This window comes from Paraburkholderia ginsengisoli NBRC 100965 (assembly GCF_000739735.1).
In the GTDB taxonomy this organism is placed as follows: domain Bacteria; phylum Pseudomonadota; class Gammaproteobacteria; order Burkholderiales; family Burkholderiaceae; genus Paraburkholderia; species Paraburkholderia ginsengisoli.
On sequence record NZ_BBJF01000014.1, the window covers coordinates 91,852 to 113,053 of the forward strand.

Below are 21,202 nucleotides of genomic sequence, written 5' to 3' on the forward strand. Positions count from 1 at the left end.
CGCCTCGCGCGCTTCACAGGCCGGCGCGCTGTACGCGCCAACGCTTCAGCGCGTGGCGAGTGCCGCCGCGACGACCGGGCTTTGCCAGACGTTGTCCTTCACGGTAATTTTCTGCGGGATCAGGTGGGCGCCGTAGAACGCGTCGGCGACGACCTGCTGGGAGCGCACGATCTCGTCATTGACGGCGCTGGTGCCGTACGGATAGCGGCGCACCCACGTCTCGACGACCTTCTGATCGAGGCCGACCTTGGGCGCGATCAGCGCGGCGGTTTCCACCGGATGGCCGTTGACCCACAGGCCGGCAATGCGCAACTGCCCGAGTATCGCGCCGATCACGTCGGGATGTTGCTGCGCGAAATCGCGCGTCGCTTCGTAGAAGTTGTACGGGCTGTTGAGCTGCGCGTAGTCGACCAGCGTGCGCGCCTTGAGCGCCTGTTGCGCGGACGCGTAGTACGGATCCCAGATCACCCATGCGTCGACGCTGCCGCTTTCGAAGGCGGCGCGTGCATCGGCGGGCGCCAGGTACACCGGACGAATATCTTCGTACTGCAGGCCAGCCTTTTTCAGCGCTTCGAGCAGCAGATAGTTCGAACTCGAGCCCTTCTGCAACGCGACGCGTTTGCCCTTCAGATCGGCGACATTGCGCAGCGTCGAATCGCTTCGGACCAGGATCGCTTCCGCGTGAGGTCCCGAAGGCTCCGCACCCACATACACGAAACGTACGCCGCCGGCTTGCGCGAATACCGGCGGTGGCGCGCCGGTCGAGCCGAAATCGACGCTGTCCGCGTTCAGCGCTTCGAGCAGTTGCGGCCCCGCCGGGAATTCGAACCACTTGACGGTATAGCCGAGCGGTTTGAGTTTCTCGTCGAGCGAGCCTTGTGCTTTGAGCACCGCGAGCAAGCCCGATTTCTGATAGCCGATGCGCAATACTTTGCCCGGCTCGCCGTTGCCGCCCGCGCTCTGCGCGGAAGCGCTCACGGTCGTGAAAGCAGCCAGCAATGCGGCGGCGAGGTGGTGCGGGAAACGAGGGTGACGTGCCATCCGGCGATCTCCATTGCAGTCGATTGACGTGTGCGCCGGACGTGTGTCGCGCGGTCCGCCGCGCCGCGCGAGGAGCGCGCGCGTGGGGAGGACGCGGCGGGAAACACGTTGCGGCGACGTTCGAGGATCGTCGCATGGACGTCCCGCTGCTCAAACGAAGCAATCCAGATTTGAATATGACGTGCGAGTGTGAAGAGGGCGCTGTATTGGCGCATGCACGTCGCGAATCAAACGGAAAGAAGGGCGGACGCCGGGGCGGCCACACGCACGGACACACGCGCGAGCACAGTCATGGGCATGGGCACGGGCTCAAGCGCGAATACCGCCACGCAAACGCGCCACGCATGCACGCAAACCCCGGCCCCAGCCTTACTTCCTGGCTTTGCTCTTCTTCGTCTTCGCCCGCTGCGTGGACGGGCTGTCCGCCGGATGGCCAAGCTTCTTTTCCATGATGGCAGCCGTGCGATCGCCCAGATAATCGCCGGACGCTTCTTCGAGCGCGCGGTTCATTTCGCTTTCGACCAGCACGTTCGCCAGCGGCCGCAAGCGCCAGATTGCGTCGACCAGCACGGGCACGTCCGCGGGCGGCGGTAGCGCGTCGGCGTCGTAGCGGTCCAGTTGATGCACCACCAGATCGACTAGCGCTTTGGCGACCGCATTGAAATGCGGCCTCGCGATGCTCACGGCGTCCAGCAGATCGGCCAGTGGAATGCCTTCCTTCGCCATGGTCGCGCCGGCGGCCAGCGCGGTGGGATTGCTCGACACGAACGAGAGGCCGTCGCGTTCCAGCAAACCGAGATCGACCGCTTTCGAAAGCACGCCCGGCGACGCGTTGCCGCCGAACATCCGCAGCAGTTCGACCAGCGAGTATTTCTTCGGCCGCTCGCGCGACCAGCGTCCGCCGATCGCGGTTTCGAGCCCGAGGATCGAGCGAAGGTCGTGGCCTTCGTCGACCGCCATGATCAGGTCCTGGATGTTCGCGAGCGTGTAGCCGCGGGTCAGCAGGTGATTGATCAGCTTCAGACGCGACACGTGCGAGTCGTCATACACGCCGACGCGGCCGCGCTTTTCCGGCGGAGCGAGCAGGCCGCGATCCTGATAGGCGCGCACGTTGCGCACGGTGGTGTCGGTGACGCGCGCGAGTTCGTCGACGGTGTATTCGGCGCGGGGCACGTTGCTGGCCGGCTCGACGGAACCGGCAGGCGAGGGCGGAGCGGGAGGCGGCTTCTTGGACATGGAGGGATTTTAACGCGCCGGCCTCGGGCCTCACCAGCGCGGTGCCTAGCCGCGTTCCCTGCTTGCGTCCCCGCCGGTGTCTCCGGTCGCGCGCCCGGCGACATCGTCCGGCACGGTGGTGTTGCCGCGTCCGAGCGTGCGCTGCATCAGCGTCGTGTCGAGCCAGCGGCCGTGCTTGAATCCGACCGCCTTCAGCGTGCCCGTCAGTTCGAAGCCCAACTGCGTGTGGAGTGACAACGAACCGCCGCTGCCGTTATCGGCGATCACGGCGATCATCTGGCGCCACGGTCCGCTTTCGCACCGTTCGATCAGCGCCTGCAGCAGCACGCGTCCGAGGCCGCGTCCGCGATAGGCGTCGCCCACGTAGATCGAATCTTCGATGGTGTTGCGATATGCGGCCCGCGGGCGGTACGGCGTCGCGTAGCAATAGCCGGCGACTTCGCCGTCGATCTCGGCGACCATATACGGCAGCCTGTGAGCGCGCACCGACGCGAGCCGCTTGCGCAGTTCATCGACGGACGGCGGGGTCTCTTCGAACGAGGCGACCCCGGTCAGTACGTGATGTGCGTAGATCGCCTGAATCGCGGGGAGATCGGCTTCGGTGGCGTCGCGGATTGGCGGGGCCGCGAGTGTGTCCGTTGATGTGCTCATGGACCGGGATGCGGAAGGCGTGGGGCGGGTCGTGCTCATACGTGTTCCTGTCGTGGCAGGTGAGTTCGATGAAACGCTTACTATGCGCGCCGCGCGCGCCGATTTGAAGCGAGTCAAAAATCGCGTGATGCGTGGCGGGTGATGACAGCAAATGGGCAGCACATCCGCTCGCGTCGTTAGCGGGCGATGCCAGCGAGTTTCGACGGCGCGGCACACGCGTTCAATTCGATGGCTCCGCACTGGGCACTGGGCACTGAAGTGCGTCACAAATCGAACTGATCGAATTCGCTTTGCAGTTGCCGGTTCCGCGCCACGCGTTCGTCGATCCCCGGGCCGAGCCGTTCGACGATCGCCGAGATCAGCAGATTGAACAGGCAGGTGAGCGGGGCGAGCGAGTCCCAGAACTGACCGACGTCGGTCTTCACCTGCAGCAGGTCGCCGTCGAAATCGCGCGCCCACGGACAATAGATATCGGTGACGAGCGCGAACGGCAGGCCGCGGCGCGTGGCCGCTTCGCAATAGCGGCGCGCGACCTTCGAGTACGCGCGGGTGTCGGTGACGATCAGATACGGCGACTTGAACTCCGAGTTCAGCGAATCGACGTAGGAACCCGACATGCCGTCGGAATAGAACACACGCGGCCGGATGTATTCGAGGTAGCTATAGAACGCGTTGCTGATGCCGCGCGTCGATTGAATGCCGAGGATATAGACCGCGTCGGCGTTCGAGATGCGCTCCGCGACACGGGCGAACAGCGGCGTCTGCGCAAGCTGGTAGACATGCTGGATCGCGCCGATTTCGAGTTCGAGCGAATGCGCAAGCGCTTGCTGCGCCACGGGCGCGTGTGCGTGCGGCGCGGCTTCGCCGGTCCGGTCGCCCTGGCCGCCTTGCCCGTTCTGATCGCTTTGGGCGGCCGTACGGCGGAATGCGTCGAGCCGGTCGGTGATCAGCCACGGACGCTCCTGCGCGCCGCGCAATTCGCGCTTCAGGTCGTCGAGATTCCGATAGCCGACGCTGCGCAGGAAGCGGCCGACCGAAATGCCGCTGGTGCCGGCTTGCTGGGCGATCTGATCGGCGGTTTCGAGGCCGAGCCGGTCGAGGTTCGCGAGCATGTAGCTGGCGACGCGTTTCGAGGTCGGGGTGAGTTCGGCAAAGCGGGCTTCGACGGTTTGAGCAAAAGCGGTCGGCATCGTAAGTCGCGGCGCGGTGGTGGGTCGATCATCGGAATGATGACATAGTCGACCGGCGGCAAGCGTCCATGCGCATGACGCCGACCGTGCGAGGCGCGCCGTTCAAACCGCCGGCCGCACCGGCGCGGTTCGCGAGAAACGCCGCGCGCCCGCCACGCATGCCACCACCACGACGGTCACCACGACCATCGCCGGCGGCACCTGCTCATGCAGCAGCAGGCCGGCGAGCAGCAATCCGAAGAACGGCTGCAGCAACTGCAACTGTCCGACCGCCGCGATGCCGCCGAGCGCGAGGCCGCGATACCAGAACACGAAGCCGATCAACATGCTGAAGAGCGACACGTAGGCGAGCCCCCAGAACGCGGCGTGACTCACGCCGTCGAACGAAGCGGGCCGGGTCCACCATGCGAGCGGCAGCATCAGCGGCAGCGACAGCACGAGTGCCCACGAAATGACCTGCCAGCCGCCGAGATGCCGCGACAGCCGCGCGCCTTCCGCATAGCCAAGCCCGCAGACGACGATCGCGCCCAGCATCAGCGCGTCGCCGATCGGCGACGCGTCGATGCCGTGACGCAGCGCGAACGCGACCACCGCGCCGCTGCCGAGCGCCGAGAACAGCCAGAACGCCGGCTGCGGACGCTCGCCGCCGCGCAGCACGCCGAAGATCGCGGTGGCCAGCGGCAGCAGGCCGACGAACACGACCGCGTGCGCGGAACTCACATGTCGCAACGCGAGCGCCGTCAACAGCGGAAAGCCGACCACCACGCCGAGCGCGACCACCACCAGCGGAATCAGATCGCGACGCGCGGGACGTGCCTGACGAAACACCAGCAGCAGCAACAGGCCGAGCGTGCCCGCGATCGTCGCGCGCGCGACGGTCAGAAACACCGGGTCGAGTCCTTGCACGGCAAGCCGCGTGGCCGGCAGCGAGCCGCTGAAAATCAGAACGCCCGCGAGTCCGCTGAGCCAGCCGTTGGTTGTCTTGTCCATCGGAAGAGAGTCCATGCCCATGAAAAGACCTATAGCATCCGACTTTTCACCGTTAACGGTAAGCTACAGATCAGTACAATTCACACAAACTGTACCGAACATGGAGCAGTACAGATGGCGGAAAGCGAGAGTGGCCGGGTCACGTCGGGCACGCGGGTCGGCACGGTGATGGACAGTTTGCGCGAGCGCATTGCAAGCCGCTCGCTGATGCCGGGCGCCCGCGTACCGTCGATCCGCGCGATGACCGACACGCTCGGCGTATCGAAGTCGACCGTGGTGGAAGCCTACGACAGGCTGGTCGCGGAAGGCGTGATCGTCGCGCGGCGCGGCTCTGGATTCTTCGTGTCGGGCCATGCGCCGCCGCTCGCGCTCGCCGATATCGGGCCGCGGCTGGATCGCGAGGTCGATCCGTTGTGGCTCACGCGACAGTCGCTGGAGGCGGGCGCGAAAGTCCTGAAACCCGGTTGCGGCTGGGTGCCGTCCGCATGGCTGCCGGAAGACGGTGTGCGCCGCGCGCTACGCGCGGTGGCGCGCGATCCGCAGTCGCTCCTCACCGACTACGCGAGCCCGGCGGGTTTGCCCGCGCTGCGTCAGCAACTCGCATGGCGGCTCGCGCAGCACGGCGTCGAGGCGCCGCCCGAGCAGATCCTGTTGACCGACGGCGGCACGCATGCGCTCGATCTGGTGTGCCGCTTTCTGCTCGAGCCGGGCGACACCGTGCTGATCGACGACCCGTGTTATTTCAACTTCCAGGCGCTGCTGCGCGCGCATCGCGTGCACATCGTGAGCGTGCCGTACACGCCTTCCGGGCCCGATCTGACGGCTTTCGAACGCGCGTTGAGCGAGCATCGTCCGCGGCTCTACGTGACCAATTCGGCGATCCACAATCCTACCGGGGCGACGCTCGCGCCGGCGGTCGCGCATCGGTTGCTGAAGCTCGCGGGCGAACACGATCTGCTGATCGTCGAGGACGATATCTTCGCCGACCTGGAGAGCGAACCCGCGCCGCGACTCGCCGCGTTCGACGGACTCGCGCGGGTGGTGTCGATCGGCAGCTTTTCGAAAACCCTGTCCGCGGCGGTGCGTTGCGGCTACATCGCCGCGCGAGCCGAATGGATCGAGCCGCTGATCGATCTGAAACTGGCGACGTCATTCGGCAGCGGCCAGCTCGCGGCGAGCGTCGTGCATCGCATGCTGGTGGACGGCACCTATCGCCGGCATCTGGAATCGATGCGCGCGAAGCTCGCCGACGCGATGGGCGAGACCGTCAGGCGTCTGGGCAATGCGGGCCTCGCTATCTGGACGCGGCCGCGCGCCGGCATTTTCGTGTGGGCGCGTCTGCCGGGTTCGCTCGATGCCGCCGATATCGCGCGTCACGCGCTCGCCGACAACGTGGTGTTCGCGCCGGGCAATGTGTTCAGCGCGTCGCAATCGGCGGCGGGTTTTCTGCGCTTCAACGTATCGCAATGCAATCGGCCGAAGGTATACGAGACGTTGCAACGGGCGATGGAGGCGTGCGCCGCCGTGGACGCGAAAGAGCGGGCGCGCGCCTGATCGCGCGCGTCCCGCGGTTCACAGATGCAGCAGGCGGCTACTTGCACAGGAGCAGCAGACGCTCCTGATCCGAGCAGGTAGCGCGCGGTTTCTGCGCGGCCTGGGTGGCCGTCGCGTTCATCGCCGCGGTGCGGTTCGTCAGGCAGGCACGCAGATGCTTTTCGACCGGGCCGTAGTATTTCCAGCCGCGCACGAGTGTCGGCAATTCGAGCTTCACCTGCTTCCATTTCGGATGGCCGTGCTCCTGCAGTGTGTCGAAGTTCGCGCACAGCGAGTCGGCGAAGCGATTCAGATTGCCGACCGTATCGCGCAGGCCGTAGTCGTAGGTCACGAGAAAGGCCTTCACGGTCAACGCGGGGACGTCTTCCTTCAACCAGGTCGGGTAGCTGGTCGTGCGGATCGTGGTGGGGAAGTAGGTCTGCTTGGCGCGTGTGGTTTCGGGCGCGTTGGGATCGGCGCGCAGCAGGCGGATCTGTTGCAGCAGCTCGGGGTTCATGTCGTTGAACAGCTTCGCCGGTTGCCCGACGACGATAATCGCGACGTCCACCTTCTTCACGATCAGCGCGGCGAGCGCGTCTTCGTTGCTCAGGTGCTGAACGTTCTGCGCGGGAATCGGCTGGTTGAACATCAGGTGATAGAGCGTCGTCGCCGATTGCGCGGTGCCGCTGCCGAGCAGCCCGACGCTGATGGTCTTGTCCTTGATGTCGGCCAGCGTTTTCAGCGGCGAATCCGCGCGCACCACGACGTTAATTTCTTCATCGTAGAGCGGCATGATGAGCCGCAGCGGCCGGATCGTCGTGCCGGCGTCAGGGTTGCCGGCGTTGGCCATGTCGATGTAGGCCTGGTACACGTCGGACTGCACCAGCGCGAGTTTTACGCCGGGCTCGAAGCGCATGCGCTGCACATTCTCGGCCGACCCCTTCGATGCCACCACGTCCAGATCGATGCCGACAGGCTGGGCCACCCATTTCGACAGGTCCTGGCCGATCTGGATATAAGTGCCGCGCTCGGGACCGGTGACGATCTTGTAGTGCGCCGGTTCCGCGCCGGCGGCCAGCGAACATACGACGAGCAGCGCCAGCCCCAGCCATCCTGCAAGAAGTCTCTTCAGCATGGTCTATCCACCTATCGGTCAGGTTTGTACAGCCTCGCGCGTCAGTACGCGTGAGGCGCAAGAGAGCCGGTTGCCACGTTATGGTCGACGCGCTTCGACAGCCTTGTCCGTCTGCTGCCGCTCAGAGCACACGCATTAATGTGTGCGATGGGCGCACCGTGCTGCTATGTATTTCGGTATCCAGACAAATTTGTCATCGGCTCGGGTCACTGGCTGGATGGCACACTGGCGGAAGCCTTGCCGCCATTCGACGGTGCGCGGGTCCAACCGGAATCCTTGATGGCGCGTTCACGTGCGTCGAGGCTACTCGTTGCGCCGCCGGCGGTTCCCGTCGCGCCGGCGCGCGGCGCGGCAGCGGACAGTTCGCTGTTGGCCGGCATCCCCTGGGGCAACGGTGTCTGTATTTGCGCCTGCTGCGTTGCCGTGGCCGTCTGTGCCTGGCCGGGCGGCTTGCCTTGAGCCGGAACGGCAGCCCCCGCGTGCGGGTTCAGCGGCGCCCAGCCGGTCTCGCGAATCACGCGTTCGAGAATGCCTTTCGCCGTGTCGTTGCCGGTGTCGATGGTGAGCGCCTCGTTGGCATGCGCGCGCGCGCACGACCATGACTGCTGCGCGATGCAGGTTTGCGCGGCCTGCAACGCGCTATCGCGACGCGTGGTCAGCGGGCGCAATTCGGCCGCCAGGTCCTGCGCGTCGCGGCCGCCGGGTTGCAGCGCCAGCGCGGCGCCGAGCGCGGCTTGCGCGGCGGACAGATTGTTGGCGCGGAACGCGAGCCGCGCCGATTGCAACGCTTGCGTGGCATCGCGGAACTGCAACGCGGGTTTGACAGGTGTCGCGACGATGGGCGGCGCAACGGCTGGTGGCGCGACGACCGGGGGCGCGACAACGGGTGCTGCAACGACGGGTGCCGCAACGACGGGTGCAGCAACAACGGGTGCAGCAACGACGGGTGGTGTGGTGACCGACCGTGTCGCGACAGATGGTGCCGCCACCGGCGGTGCGACGGTCGCGGCTGGCGCGGCTGGCGCGACCCTCGCGACGGTTGCCGGTGTCGAGGGCTTGACCGCGGCGGTCGGATGATTCGACTGAGCGGGCGAGAATGGCGCGATCGTGCCGGTGGTCGTTGTGGCGTCGTGAGTGGCGGATGCAGTCCGCTCACCGACGATATCTTCCGAGTCGTTGTAGTCACTGAATAGTGCGTAGCCGACAAACGCCAGGCCGATTACGACAACTGCCGCAATCGCGAGCAGCACACGGCGAAACGCCGCGGCTGTGTCGCGCGGAGGATACGGTGCGTTGTCGTCGTACGGCGGCAACGGTGCGTGAGTGTGAGCGGGCAAGCGCGACGTGCGGCGCGCAGTGTCGGGAGGTACGGCCTCATCGGGATGCACGGCGTGAGCCGTTGCGTCGGCCTCGTCGGGGAGAGCCTGCGCGTCGCCGAACTGCCGCGCGGGCGGACTCATCGCGCCGGGTCGGCTGCCGGGAAACGGCGTGCGCTTGTACATGCTTTCTTCGAGCGGATGCACTGCGCCGCAATATGGGCAATAGTCGACTTGCCGGTACAGCGCACCGCCGCACCGTTTGCAGGGCGTAGGAAAACTGTGGCCGAGTGCTGTCTGGGTGGACATGCCGTGGACCCACCTGTGGAAAACGATGCCATTACGGCATGTTCCGGATCGTGTTGAAGCTGGAGCCTTGTCCGCGGAATCACGATCCACATGCGCCGGAGAGTCGGGGAACGCAAGCCCACGCTTGCGATACCGTGCTTCCAATATGTGGCGTTTCGCACGTAACGTCAATCGACGTTCCCCCCTATCCTATGTGCGCTACCGCACATTACCAGGTACGACGAAACAGTGTGGATGCCGGCGAATGAGCGCAGGGGAGCGCGCTATTTCACGCCACTGGATGGCGGGCGGTGTTGCAGCGCGGTAGTGCGCGCCGGCGTAGCGGCCAAAAAAGAACGAGGTCGACGCCCATGGCGTTCGACCTCGTCAATAAGCGCTTGTATCAAGCGCCGGAAGAAAACGCAACCGACGATCAGTGTTTGCGCAGCGGATGGTCCTTCAGCAACCACGCGAGCGCGAAAGCGAGCACCACCACGCAGGCCGCCGCGAGATACACCGTATGCAGCGCGCCGGCGAACGCATGCAGATAGTCGTTGCGCAGCGCTTCAGGCAATTGATGGATCGCGGCAGGTCCCAGCGCATGCGGCAGTTCGGTGTCGGGCGGAATCAGCTTTTCGAGGCGCGCGGCGAGACCGTTCGAGAACACCGCGCCGAAGGCGGCCACGCCGATCGATCCGCCGATCGAACGGAATAGCGTCGCGCCCGACGTGGCCACGCCCATATGCTTGAACTCGACGGTGTTCTGCACGGCGAGAATCAGCACCTGCATCACCATGCCGAGGCCGCAGCCGAGCACGCCCATGTAGAGATACATCACATGAATCGGCGTGTCGATCTGCAGACGCGACAGCAAAATCATCGCGATGGCCACAAGAGCGGTGCCCATGATCGGGAACATGCGGTACTTGCCGATCTTGCTGATCACGCGGCCTGTCACCATCGACATCACGAACAGGCCGCCCATCATCGGCAGCATCTGCATGCCTGCCTCGGTCGGCGTCGAGCCTTTCACCACCTGTAGATAGAGCGGGATGAACGTCACCGAGCCGAACAGCGACACGCCGATGATGAAGCCGATCAGACTGCTCAGCAAAAACGTGCGCTGTTTGAAAAGTTCGAGCGGCATGATCGGTTCGACCGCGCTGCGTTCTTCGTGGATGAAGCCCCAGATCGCCACGAGGCCCATGCCGAGCGTGAACCACAGTTGCGGCGACGACCACGGCAGGATCGTGCCGCCCTGGCTCGTGAACAGGATGATGCAGGTGAGCGCGCCGGCGAGAAACGCGGCGCCCATGTAGTCGATGGTGTGCTTCACGTGACGAACGTGGGGCTTGAAAACCACGCCGATCACGATCAGCGAAATGATGCCGAGCGGCAGGTTGATGTAGAAAATCCAGCGCCACGTCAAATGTTCGACGAGGAAGCCGCCGAGCAGCGGGCCAATCACGGTGGCGAGACCGAACACGCCGCCGAATACGCCCTGGTAGCGGCCGCGTTCAGCCGGCGGAATCACGTCGGCGATCGCGGCCATCGTCACTACCAGCAGGCCGCCGCCACCGAGCCCTTGCAGCGCGCGCAGCACGATCAGCTGGGTCATGTTCTGCGCGACGCCGCATAACGCGGAGCCGGCCAGAAACACGATGATTGCCGTCTGCAGCACGATCTTGCGGCCGAACAGGTCGCCGAATTTGCCGTACAGCGGCACGACGATGGTCGAGCTGAGCAGGTAGGCCGTGACCACCCATGACAGGTTGTTGAGCCCGCCGAGTTCGCCGACGATGGTCGGCAGCGCTGTCGAGACGATCGTCTGATCGAGCGCGGCGAGCAGCATGACCAGCAGCAGCGCCGGAAACAGCAGGCGGATCGGCGGGTGGGCTGAGGCTGGCGAATCCGCCCGTAGGTCCGGGCGCGGGTCAGGCTGCAAATCGGGCTGCATTCGCTTGGCGGGTTGAGTCGCGGTCGATTGTTCCATGGCACCATGGCATTGAAATTAATTAATTCGGAGATTAATATATGCGACATCGTGTCACTCGTCAAATGGAATGCAATGGCAAGGACCCCGTCAGATGAAGCCGCGGCGAAAAAATCCCCGCATGGCACGGCCGCCGTCAAGGCGAGCAGGACGCCGAGACGCGCGGTGAAAGCGGCTTCGCACGAGGCAACGCGGGCCGCAATGACGGCAACTACGGCAACTACCGCAACTGAAGCAACCGCCACACCCGCTACCACCGCCGCGCCGATGCGTCGCCCGGGCAGGCCGACGGGCGCCGCGCGCGGAACGCAACAGCGAAGCCGGTTGCTCGAAGCGGCGCTCACGCTGTTCGCACGGCAGGGCATCGTCGACACCACGCTCGGCGAGATCGCGCGCGAGGCGGGCTTCACGCCCGCGATGATGCATTACTACTTCAAGACACGCGAACAACTGCTCGACGTGCTGGTCGAGGAGCGCTTCGGGCCGTTGCGCGCAGGACTCGGCATGCCGTTCCTGGAGAATCCCGACGATCCCGTTGCGGCGATCACGCAACTCACGCAGCGGCTCGTGCAGGTGGCGACCGAGCATCCGTGGTTTCCGTCGCTGTGGGTGCGCGAGGTGATCAGCGACGGCGGCCTGCTGCGCCAGCGCATCCATGAACGCTTCGGCGACGCGCATCAGAAGGCGTCGCTCGCGGCCATCGCACGCTGGCAGAAGGAAGGGCGTCTGAACGCGGGGCTGGAGCCCGCGCTGGCGTTCGTCTCGCTGATGGGGCTGACGCTTCTGCCGCTTGCCACGCTGAAGCTGTGGCGCAACGATCCTTTGCGGCGGAACATCGGCGGCGCGGAGATCGCGCGGCATGCGGTTGCGTTGCTGCTTCAGGGAGTGGGGCCGAAGCAAGGCGATTGAGTTCGGGCGAGGCGTCGTAACGCGCCACGCCCGGTCACGCGATGTGCTGCTTCAGCCTTGTCGCTTTCTTTTCCATTCTTCAAAAGCCGCCTTCGTCGCTTCGTTTGGCGGATAGGTGCCGGGCAACGCGGCGCCTTCGCGAATCCGTTCCGTCAAAAACGTTTCGAGCTGTTCCTGTTCGACGGCGGCTTGCGCGACCTCGGCGGCCATCTTGAGCGGAATCACCACCACGCCGTCCGCGTCGCCGACGATCACATCCCCTGGAAACACGGCGACGCCGCCGCAGCCGATCGGCACGTTGATATCCACCGCGTGATGGCGGATCAGATTGGGCGGCGCGCTCGCGCCCGCACAGAACACCGGCATGCCGAGCGCGGCGATCGTGGTGCTGTCGCGCACCGGGCCGTCGGACACCATGCCCGCCACGCCGCGCACCTGCAAACGCAGCGAAAGGATCGAACCAAACGACGCGCTGCCGCGCTCGCCGCGGCAATCCTGCACGAGCACATGACCGGCCGGGATCGTCTCGACGCACTTGCGCTGCGCGTACTCGGGGTCCGCAAACAGTTCGAGCACGTCGATGTCCTCGCGCGATGGGATATTGCGCAGCGTGAACGCCGGGCCGACCAGATTCGCGCCGCTGTGCGAAGCGAGCGGCGCAACGCCTTGCATGAACGTATTGCGCAAGCCGCATTTGAACAATTGCGTGGTCAGCGTGGCGGTGCTGACATGGCGGAGCGCTTCGAGCGTCGCGGAATCGAGATTGGACATGGTGTCGGCTGGCCTCGGTTAATCAGGAACGGTGGTCGGCAAATGCGCGTTGCGCGGAGTGGCAACGGCGCTCGCGAAGGCACTGGCGAACGCACTCAAGCCGTCGCCGCGCCCACGATGATAGCGCCGCCGCACATCACGCCGCCGACTCGGTCAGCGCTCGCGTAAGAGGCGTGAACGTACCGCGCGGATGAAGCGACGCATGCTTGACGAGGGCGAGGCACGCCACGTGCTACCACGCAGATAAATGTGCACGCCGCGCGAGCCCAACCTAACCCTCTCGCCGGCGACGCAACAGAATTCGAATACACGAAAAGATGCCGGCGCGGGAAGTGCCGTACGAACGGGGTTCCTGCGAGCCGCCACGGCGATCGGGTGTCGGCATCGGTTTGCGAGAGGCGGGCCGAGAGCCGGTTTTTCATCGGCGTGCAGTTTGGCGCATTACTGTGCGCGGGTTGCGTTCGGGCCATGTCCTACAATGTTGGCCCTTGTGTGCAACTCGGTGCATGAAATCGAGTCGGAACCATGGACAGCAATATCGCAGCCGCGCAAATCGGCGGCAATCAACAGAACGAAACGTTGGCCACGTCTGGCGGCCTAACCGGTTTTATAGAGCAACAACAGAAAATGAACGGTGCATTGAGACTCGATCAGGCCACGATCGTGCTCGTAGAAGACGACCCGGATAGCCGGGAATCGCTGACCTTGTTACTCGAAGCGGAAGGCGCGAAGGTCTGCGCCGTGGCGGACGCGGAGGAAGGCGTCGAAGCGGCGCTGCGGTTGTTACCCGACGCGGTCGTCTGTGACCTCGACCTGCCGGCCATGGATGGCTTCTATCTGATCCAGCGGCTGCGCGACCACGAGATTCGCGGCGATCACTCGCCATCGGTCGCGGTGGCGCTTACGGGTCACACCGACGACGCGTACCGCTTGCGCAGTATCGGCGAAGGTTTCCAGCATTTCATGACCAAACCCGCGTTGCCGGAAGATCTGGTGACGCTGCTGCACGACGCGATCGACGCCCGCGCGGCGGGATGAACGGCCAGGCGGCTTAACGGGCAGCGGGCTCGTGGCGCACGTGGGCCGCGAGTTCGCATGCGGGCTTGAAGAGCGGGAAGAAAGGCGGCTGCGGCGAGCAGGCCGACCCAAGGCGCGATCCGCGAACCGGAGCGCAGGGGGCGCCGTTATTTCGCGGCAGCGACCGGCGTCGCGGCGCCGGTGCCCGCGACTGCTTCCGCCGCCTGACAGGCGGCACACAATCCCTTCAGTTCGATTTCATCGCTGGCGAGGCGGTAGCCCGCGTCCTGAATCTGCGCGACTAGCGCCTGACGCAGCTTCGGCTGATGCAACTCGGTGACGCTGCCGCATTGCTGGCAGACCACGAGGATGCCGTGCTGGCATTGCGTCAGATCGTGGCAGACGGTGAACGCATTGATCGATTCGATCCGATGCACGAGCCCCGCCGACAGCAGAAAGTCCAGCGCGCGATACACCGTCGGCGGCGCCGAGCCCGGATGGATCTGGCGCATTTCGTCGAGCAATGAATAGGCTTTGGTGGCGCGTCCCGAGTTCAGCAGCAATTCGAGCACCTTGCGGCGAATCGGCGTGAGTTTTTCGCCGCGTTCGCGGCAATATTCTTCCGCGAGCGTCAGCGCGGCTTCCTGCGAATCGGCCTGCGCCGGCTCGTGCGCATGAGCGGCGTGGGCGGCGTGGGCGGAGGTGGCCTGGTCGGCGGTTGCGGCGGGCTTGGCGGTCTTCATCCGTCGATTATAAGGGCCCGCGGCGCTCGCCGTGGCCGTGTGCGCTGTGCCGTGCCGCCGCGGTCGCGGCGGCGGCGCGGGCCGTGGGGAAGGTAGCCGCGCCACCGCAACCCGCGCTGTCACGCGCGTCGGTGAGGCCAGTTCAGGTCAGCGCAAAGTCCACATACTTCTTGAACCCCGAGCGCGTCGCAATGCGCGAATACCAGCGCTCCAGATTCGGCAGCGGCGCGCGCTCCACGCCGTCGAGCCCGAACCAGCGTTTCGCGTACGCGCCGATCACGATATCGGCGAGCGTGAACTTCTCGCTTTCGAGAAAGAAGCGTCCTTGCAGATGCGTGTCCAGCATGCGCCACAGCAGGCTGACCGCGTCGAGGTCGGCGGCGAGCTTGACGGTGTCGCGCTGCGTCTGCGGTGTGCGCACGAGGGCCCAGAACACCGGACGCTCGGCGGGTTGCAGCGTGCTCAGCGACCAGTCCAGCCAACGGTCGATACTCGCGCGCTGTGTCGGCGTGGACGGATAGAGCAGGCTCGACTCTCCGTATCGCAGCACCAGGTAGCGCAGAATCGAGTTGGATTCCCACAGCACGAAGTCGTCGTCGACCAGGGTCGGGATCTTGCCCGTCGGGTTCATCGCAAGGTAGTCGGGCTCGTTGTTGCGGCCGAATTGCAGACCGGCGTCGATGCGCTCATACGGCAGCACGAGTTCGTCGCAGCACCACAAGACTTTTTGGACGTTGACCGAATTGGCCCGTCCCCAGATCGTAATCATCCGGTCAATCCTTTTCTTTTGGTTGGCAAGCCGCACGCGGCGCGCGGCGTTCAGCCAGTAACGATACACGATGCGTGCGGGTCGCGCGCCCCTTGCGACGCGTCGCGTTGCGTACAATGACCGCACCCGACTACGACGAGGCACCGCATGGCCCGCATTGTCCCCGACGACTGGAAGAGCCTCGCCGCCACCGGCGCGGCGGCACGCGAACGCGAAACCCTCGCGTTGCTGGAAGAGGCGCTTCCCCCCGACTACACCGTCTACCACGGCGTCCACTGGACGCGCCTGAACCAGAACTTCTCGGTGTTCGGCGAGGCGGACTTCGTGGTCGTCAGCCCGGCCGGGCGCGTGATGATCGTCGAACAGAAAACCGGTTTTCTGCGCGAAACGCCCAAGGGGCTCGTCAAGGTCTATCTGCAAACCGAGCGCAACGTGGCGATCGCGCTCGCGCACACCATCGAAGGTTTGCACCGGCGCTTCACCGCGGCCTTCGGCGCGGGCACGTACTTCATCGAGGAATTGCTGTACTGCCCCGACCACATCGTCAAGGATGCGGCGATTGCCGGCGTGAATCCGGCACGCATCGTCGACGCAACGCGTAAGGACCGGCTCGCGGCGGTGATCCGCGAAGCGCTGCCGGCCGACGAGCCGCGTCTTGCATGCGCATCGAAGATCCATCACTTTCTCGCCGACGAACTCGCGTTGACGCCCGACACCAGTGTGCTGGTCGGTCAGGCGGGCACGCTCGTCACGCGCCTTGCGGGCGGGCTCGCGACGTGGGCGCCGCGGCTCGAGTTCTCGCCGTTCCGGTTGCGCGTGATCGGCACGGCCGGCTCGGGCAAAACGCAGCTCGCCGTGCAGGTGATGAAGGATGCGGTGGCGCGCGGCCAGCGGCCCTTGTACGTGTGCTTCAACCGGCCGCTCGCCGATCACATCGCGCGGGTCGCGCCGGCCGAGGCGAGGGTCGCGAACTATCACCAGTTGTGCGACTGGATCGCGCGCGACGCGGGTCGCGAGCCGGATTTCCAGTCCGGCCAGGTGTTCGATCAACTGGAGGCGATGTTCGCCGACACGCCGATCGAGCCGCGCTGGCAATTCGACGTGTTGATCGTCGACGAAGGCCAGGATTTTCAGCAGCCGTGGGTCGTCGCGCTCGAACGGCTGCTGCGCCCCGGCGCCGCGTGGTGGTGGCTCGAAGACCCGTTGCAGAATCTGTACATGCGTGAACCGGTCGCGCTGCCCGGTTGGACGACGTTGAAAGAAACCACCAACTATCGCAGTCCGCGCGACATCCTCGACTATCTGCGCGAGGTGATCGGCGCGTCGGTGCCGCTTGCCGCGGCGCTCGTATCGGGCAGTCCGTTCGACGGCTCCGATATCTCGCTGTCCCTCTACGACGAAGCGCACGCCGCCGACGCCAGCATCGAGGCGACCAAGCGCGCGATCACGCAGGCGCTGTCGCTCGGCTTCCGCAAGCAGGACATCGTGGTGCTGTCGTTCCGCGGCCGCGAAGGCTCGGCGATGACCGCGCTCGATCATCTCGGCCCGCACCGGCTGCGAACCTTCACCGGCAAGTACGACCTGTTCGGCAATCCGGAGTACCGCGAAGGGGACGTGCTGTTCGAATCGATCTACCGCTTCAAGGGGCAAGCCGCGCCGTGCGTGATTTTCACCGAGGTCGACTTCGATACGTTCGACGAGCGCATCGCGCGCAAGCTGTTCGTCGGCGCCACTCGCGCGACGATGAAGCTGATCGTCGTCGCGTCACAGCGGGCCGCGCGGCACTTGCGGCTGCGCGATGGGAAGGAGAGCAGGGAGGTGAGGGAGGGCTAGCGGCGGCTCAGGTTGTTCAGCCTGCTTTCAAACCGCACGCGACTCCGCTCAACTCCACGCGCGCGCGCCCACCAGCATCCCGCTGCGTGATCCCGCATCCCACCAGATCACTCGCAACAGCGGTGCTTGCTGCGCGATCAGCAGCGCCTGCACCGGATCGCTCTCGACGAAATGCGTGACGCCGGCGCGCAATGCCGCGCCGGCTTTGTGAGCGGCGGCGCCGGCGGGACTTTCGTCGTGTGCGCCGGGGCTGCGCATGACCAGTTGCATATGACCGAAGCCGTGCCGCGCGAGCCATGTCTCGGTGCGCGCGCGATCCAGTTCCGGGCGGCCGGTGATGATCGTGCGCACCCGCTGCAGGTCGATGCCGGGCAGTACCTCGAACGGCAGCAGCGCGTCGCGCTCGGCGAGCGCCGCGGCGAGATCTTCGTCATAGCGTGCGAGCGGCACGTCGGGTAACAGAATGCCGTCGAGGTCGATCGCGTAGGTCGTGTATTCGTGATCGTCCGCCATCGCGGGCGCATTGCCCGCCGCGACGCGCTCCCAGTCCTCGCGATAACGCTCGGTGTAGGCCTGACGCTCCCACGGGAACAACGCGAAGTAGCCGCGCGCATCGATCGCATAGTCGGGCTGCGTGCGGCTCAGGTCGTCGACCGCGCCTGTCAATGTTTTGACGTCGAGTCCTTGCTGGCGCAGAAAGGCGATGCAATCGGTCAGCGTGAAACCGCGCCCCGCGATGTCCTCGCACAGCAGCACTTTCGTTCCCGCAGGCGGAATCGGCAGCGTCGAATCCCACGCGACCGCGCGCGACTGCCGGTCGTAGCGCAGGAAGGCGACCGGCGTGCCGACCGCATGCGACACCATCAGCGCGAGCGGCGCGCCGCCGCGCAGAATGCCGATCGCCATCGTGAAGCGCTCCGCGAGCAACGCGGGCTGCAGCGATTCAATCCAGTGATCGAGCTGTTCGTACGTCAGAGGCAAAACCGGCTTGTTCATAACTCTTATGGCGTCGCGGCGCTCGTAGGGCGAGTGTCTGCGGAGCGCGCGCGGCTTGCCGCGATGTGGCGGCGGCGCGTCCTCATCTGTGAGTCGAAGAATTTTGGCGATATTATGCCTGCGGTTCATGGATCGCGCGTCGGGGTGACGCGCATCGCCGGCGGGGCCTGTCGCGAGTGCGACGCCGCGCCGGATGAAGCATCGGCAAGGGCGGCAATGGAATGGTCGGCTTGACGCCGCGCCGCCCGCAAAGCAAAAGACAACAGATAAAAACAGGTGACCAATAGTGATTGCAGTGCTGTACGAAAGATATCGAGCACGCGGGCGGGTACCGACTCGCGTACCCACGCGCGCACGCTGGGCAATGAGCGTCCTGTTCGCACTGGCCGCATGCGGAGCGCGGGCGCAGTCGGCGCCGCCGCCTCTGGTGCTCGACGTGGAGGGCGAGATCGGCAAGACCACCGATGCGGTGCATCACGTCTATCACTTCACCGAGGCCCAACTGCTCGCGCTGCCGGTTCATTCGATCACGACCTCGACCACGTGGACGCCGCGCTCCACCTTCACAGGACCGCTGCTGGCGGATATTCTGAAGACCGTCGGCGCGTATGGCAGTGAGGTCGAGATCCACACGCTCGACGACTACACCTACACCGTGCCGGTGTCGGACTGCGATCGCTATGGCGTGGTCGTTGCGTACAGCATGAACGGCCGCCGTCTGAAGATCAGCGACTTCGGGCCGCTCTTCCTCATCTACCCGCGCGACGCGTACCCGAATGAACTGACGGGCGCGTTGGGCGATTCGAAATTCGTATGGCAGATCAAGGCGCTCATCGTCAAATAGCGCGCCGTCCGTGGCGTCGCGTTTTCTACGTGCTGATCTGGCTGACCGCGCTGGCCGCGCCGGTTGGCGCGATCGGCTATCTGTTGTACGCGAATCTGCTGAATCCGCGCGCCACCGAGCAGTTGACCGGCACGTACGACGGTTTCTACTGGGACGCCGCGCAGTTGCAGATCGCGTACGCGCGCTTCGAGAACCAGTTGCTGCTGTATCAGTCCGGCGTCGACGACGATTACGAGCGGCTGATGCTGCGCTTCCAGTTGCTGCAATCGAAGCTGCACGTGATGGCCGGTTCGACGCGCCGCCTGACCTCGCAGCTCGCGTTGCTGCAACGGCAACTCGACGAAATCAAGTCGCTCGATCATCTGCTCGGTGACATTCAACCCGCGGTCGAGGCGTTGCCGCAGGAGCGCAACCGGGCCAACGGAATCGTCGCGCAACTGCGCGAGCACTGGAGCCAGGTCAACGATCTGGCGCTGAGCCGCCGCTTCGCCGACGTCGCTGACCGCGAGGCGATGAACCGCGACTTCATCGACAAGCGCCGCATGCTGTTCGCGGGCGGCCTGCTGCTGCTGTTGCTGTCGGCGGCGGCGACACTGTTGCTGGTGCTCAACGGCCGGCGCCGTACGCGGCTGATGCACCAGCAGCATGCGGCGCTCGCCGCCGAACACCAGGCGAGCCGCGCCGCGCGCGAGGCGAGTCTCGCGAAGGACGCGTTTCTCGGCATGATCAGCCATGAGTTGCGCACGCCGTTGCACGCGATCGTGTCGTCGATCGAATTGCTGGGCTTCAACTATCACTCCGAGGCCGACCGCAAGGTGATCCAGCGGCTCGAAACCGCCGCGCGCCATCTCGAAGCGCAGATGAAGGACCTGACCGACTACGCGCGGCTCGGCGCGGGCAAGCTCGAATTGCGGCATGAGCATTTCGAGCCGCGCGAGCTGCTGGCGTCGATCGTCGACGAACACGCGATGTCGGCCGCCGCGCGCGGTCTGAAGCTCGAAAGCGAGGCGAGCGGCGCGAGCGGTCTGGTCGATTCCGACCCGCACCGGATTCGCCAGATCGTCAACAACCTCGTCACCAACGCGATCCGCTACACCGAAACCGGTACGGTGCGCGTGCAATTGCGGCAGGAGCCGGCGGTGCTGATGTTCGTGGTCAGCGATACCGGGCCGGGTGTGCCGCAGGCGCAGATTCCGCTGATCTTCCAGGAGTTCACGCAACTGGACGCGTCGCGCACGCGCCGCTTCGAGGGCGCGGGCATGGGGCTGACCATCGTGCAAGGGCTGGTGAAACTGTTCGGCGGCACCGTCGACGTGGCGAGCACGGTGGGCAAGGGCACGTGCTTCACCGTGACGATTCCGGTCGCCTCGGTCGCGACCCCGGCACCCGCGGGCGTCGCCGCGGCCGCCGAGCCGGGCGGCGCGCGGCCGTGCGTGCTGATCGTCGACGACAACCGGCTGATTCGCGAGTCGCTCGGCGAAATGATCGTGCACATGAATTTCGACGCGCACGCGGTCGCCAATGCCGACGACGCGCTCGCCTGGCTCGAGACGCGCCGCTGCGACGTGGTGCTGCTCGACCTGCATATGCCGGAGCGCGACGGTTATAACTTTCTCGCGGACTTTGCGCGGCGCGGCGGGCCGTCGTCGGGCGCGCCGGTGATCGTGGTCAGCGCGTATGCGCCGGAGGCGGACACACGAAGCGCGGCGGAAACAGCGGGAGTGGCGGAGGGGCGCGCCGCGCAGCCGTTCTTCGAGGCGCTATTGAAGCCGGTGCATTACGAGGATTTGCGCAGCGCGTTGCAGCGGGCCCTGGCTGCACGGCATGCGGTCTGATGCCCCGATGGACGCGCGGGATGCATTGTTGAATGGTGCAGGTTGGCGGGGAGTGAAAGTGGGCATCAACCTGAGCACGCACCTTCAGCCGCTGGGCGGCGCGGCTAGGCCC

General features: G+C 65.6%; 19 protein-coding genes. 6 read left to right on the forward strand and 13 right to left on the reverse strand.

Annotated features, from left to right (window positions below):
- Window positions 1–45 precede the first annotated feature (45 nt).
- The 5 genes from BGI01S_RS21195 to BGI01S_RS21215 all read right to left on the reverse strand — a co-directional run bounded on the left by BGI01S_RS21195 (window position 46) and on the right by BGI01S_RS21215 (window position 5,108).
- Window positions 46–1,041 (reverse strand): sulfonate ABC transporter substrate-binding protein, encoded by a 996-nt coding sequence (locus BGI01S_RS21195; protein WP_042327986.1) that lies wholly within the window; start codon window positions 1,039–1,041, stop codon window positions 46–48.
- A 369-nt stretch (window positions 1,042–1,410) separates the two neighbouring features.
- The gene (locus BGI01S_RS21200; protein ID WP_042327987.1) at window positions 1,411–2,277 is read right to left on the reverse strand and encodes a MerR family transcriptional regulator; all 867 of its coding nucleotides are present in this window, start codon (window positions 2,275–2,277) and stop codon (window positions 1,411–1,413) included.
- Between the two features lie 45 nt (window positions 2,278–2,322).
- A complete protein-coding gene (locus BGI01S_RS21205) occupies window positions 2,323–2,967 on the reverse strand; it encodes a GNAT family N-acetyltransferase (RefSeq protein WP_042327988.1) in 645 nt (214 codons plus the stop codon).
- A gap of 224 nt (window positions 2,968–3,191) precedes the next feature.
- Window positions 3,192–4,118 carry a sap1 transcriptional regulator SapR gene (gene sapR, locus BGI01S_RS21210; protein WP_042327989.1) on the reverse strand — a complete coding sequence of 309 codons (927 nt, stop codon included), beginning with the start codon at window positions 4,116–4,118 and terminating at the stop codon, window positions 3,192–3,194.
- Between the two features lie 102 nt (window positions 4,119–4,220).
- Window positions 4,221–5,108 (reverse strand): DMT family transporter, encoded by an 888-nt coding sequence (locus BGI01S_RS21215; protein ID WP_042327990.1) that lies wholly within the window; start codon window positions 5,106–5,108, stop codon window positions 4,221–4,223.
- 114 nt (window positions 5,109–5,222) lie between these two features.
- Between BGI01S_RS21215 and BGI01S_RS21220 the strand changes: the two genes are divergently transcribed.
- Window positions 5,223–6,662, forward strand: coding sequence for an aminotransferase-like domain-containing protein (locus BGI01S_RS21220; protein WP_042327992.1), 1,440 nt, complete (start codon window positions 5,223–5,225; stop codon window positions 6,660–6,662).
- Window positions 6,663–6,699: 37 nt separating this feature from the next.
- Here the strand turns inward: BGI01S_RS21220 and BGI01S_RS21225 are convergent, their stop codons facing one another.
- From BGI01S_RS21225 to BGI01S_RS21235, 3 genes are all read right to left on the reverse strand, one after another.
- The gene (locus BGI01S_RS21225) at window positions 6,700–7,776 is read right to left on the reverse strand and encodes a TAXI family TRAP transporter solute-binding subunit (protein ID WP_042327993.1); all 1,077 of its coding nucleotides are present in this window, start codon (window positions 7,774–7,776) and stop codon (window positions 6,700–6,702) included.
- A gap of 206 nt (window positions 7,777–7,982) precedes the next feature.
- Window positions 7,983–9,401, reverse strand: a complete 1,419-nt coding sequence (locus BGI01S_RS30335; RefSeq protein WP_042327994.1) for a hypothetical protein — start codon at window positions 9,399–9,401, stop codon at window positions 7,983–7,985.
- A gap of 412 nt (window positions 9,402–9,813) precedes the next feature.
- The gene (locus tag BGI01S_RS21235; protein WP_157004248.1) at window positions 9,814–11,337 is read right to left on the reverse strand and encodes an MDR family MFS transporter; all 1,524 of its coding nucleotides are present in this window, start codon (window positions 11,335–11,337) and stop codon (window positions 9,814–9,816) included.
- 237 nt (window positions 11,338–11,574) lie between these two features.
- Here BGI01S_RS21235 and BGI01S_RS21240 point away from each other — a divergent pair, with 237 nt between their 5' ends.
- Complete coding sequence (locus tag BGI01S_RS21240; RefSeq protein WP_157004244.1) at window positions 11,575–12,282, forward strand: TetR/AcrR family transcriptional regulator; 708 nt, start codon at window positions 11,575–11,577, stop codon at window positions 12,280–12,282.
- Between the two features lie 51 nt (window positions 12,283–12,333).
- Here BGI01S_RS21240 and BGI01S_RS21245 read toward each other — a convergent pair whose 3' ends face one another.
- Window positions 12,334–13,053, reverse strand: a complete 720-nt coding sequence (locus tag BGI01S_RS21245) for a ribonuclease activity regulator RraA (protein ID WP_042327996.1) — start codon at window positions 13,051–13,053, stop codon at window positions 12,334–12,336.
- A 525-nt stretch (window positions 13,054–13,578) separates the two neighbouring features.
- Between BGI01S_RS21245 and BGI01S_RS21250 the strand changes: the two genes are divergently transcribed.
- Window positions 13,579–14,091, forward strand: coding sequence for a response regulator (locus BGI01S_RS21250; RefSeq protein ID WP_042327997.1), 513 nt, complete (start codon window positions 13,579–13,581; stop codon window positions 14,089–14,091).
- A 146-nt stretch (window positions 14,092–14,237) separates the two neighbouring features.
- On the opposite strand, the gene BGI01S_RS21255 is transcribed toward BGI01S_RS21250, so the two are convergent.
- Entirely contained in the window at window positions 14,238–14,813 is a 576-nt protein-coding gene (locus BGI01S_RS21255; RefSeq protein WP_042327998.1) for a Fur family transcriptional regulator, read from the reverse strand.
- 142 nt (window positions 14,814–14,955) lie between these two features.
- A complete protein-coding gene (locus tag BGI01S_RS21260) occupies window positions 14,956–15,582 on the reverse strand; it encodes a glutathione S-transferase family protein (RefSeq protein WP_042328101.1) in 627 nt (208 codons plus the stop codon).
- A 147-nt stretch (window positions 15,583–15,729) separates the two neighbouring features.
- Between BGI01S_RS21260 and BGI01S_RS21265 the strand changes: the two genes are divergently transcribed.
- The gene (locus tag BGI01S_RS21265; protein WP_042327999.1) at window positions 15,730–17,415 is read left to right on the forward strand and encodes an ATP-binding domain-containing protein; all 1,686 of its coding nucleotides are present in this window, start codon (window positions 15,730–15,732) and stop codon (window positions 17,413–17,415) included.
- 48 nt (window positions 17,416–17,463) lie between these two features.
- Here the strand turns inward: BGI01S_RS21265 and BGI01S_RS21270 are convergent, their stop codons facing one another.
- Together BGI01S_RS21270 and BGI01S_RS30340 are read right to left on the reverse strand one after the other, a co-directional pair.
- Window positions 17,464–18,411, reverse strand: coding sequence for a phosphoribosyltransferase (locus BGI01S_RS21270; RefSeq protein ID WP_042328000.1), 948 nt, complete (start codon window positions 18,409–18,411; stop codon window positions 17,464–17,466).
- Between the two features lie 125 nt (window positions 18,412–18,536).
- Window positions 18,537–18,776 carry a hypothetical protein gene (locus BGI01S_RS30340; protein ID WP_157004245.1) on the reverse strand — a complete coding sequence of 80 codons (240 nt, stop codon included), beginning with the start codon at window positions 18,774–18,776 and terminating at the stop codon, window positions 18,537–18,539.
- On the opposite strand from BGI01S_RS30340, the gene BGI01S_RS21275 reads away from it, so the two are divergent.
- Together BGI01S_RS21275 and BGI01S_RS21280 are read left to right on the forward strand one after the other, a co-directional pair.
- Window positions 18,776–19,255, forward strand: coding sequence for a putative pterin-binding protein (locus BGI01S_RS21275; protein WP_084585449.1), 480 nt, complete (start codon window positions 18,776–18,778; stop codon window positions 19,253–19,255). The two genes, BGI01S_RS30340 and BGI01S_RS21275, sit on opposite strands and share 1 nt — an antisense overlap.
- Window positions 19,225–21,090 carry an ATP-binding response regulator gene (locus BGI01S_RS21280; RefSeq protein WP_042328001.1) on the forward strand — a complete coding sequence of 622 codons (1,866 nt, stop codon included), beginning with the start codon at window positions 19,225–19,227 and terminating at the stop codon, window positions 21,088–21,090. Before BGI01S_RS21275 ends, BGI01S_RS21280 begins: the two co-directional genes overlap by 31 nt.
- Window positions 21,091–21,202: the final 112 nt, after the last annotated feature.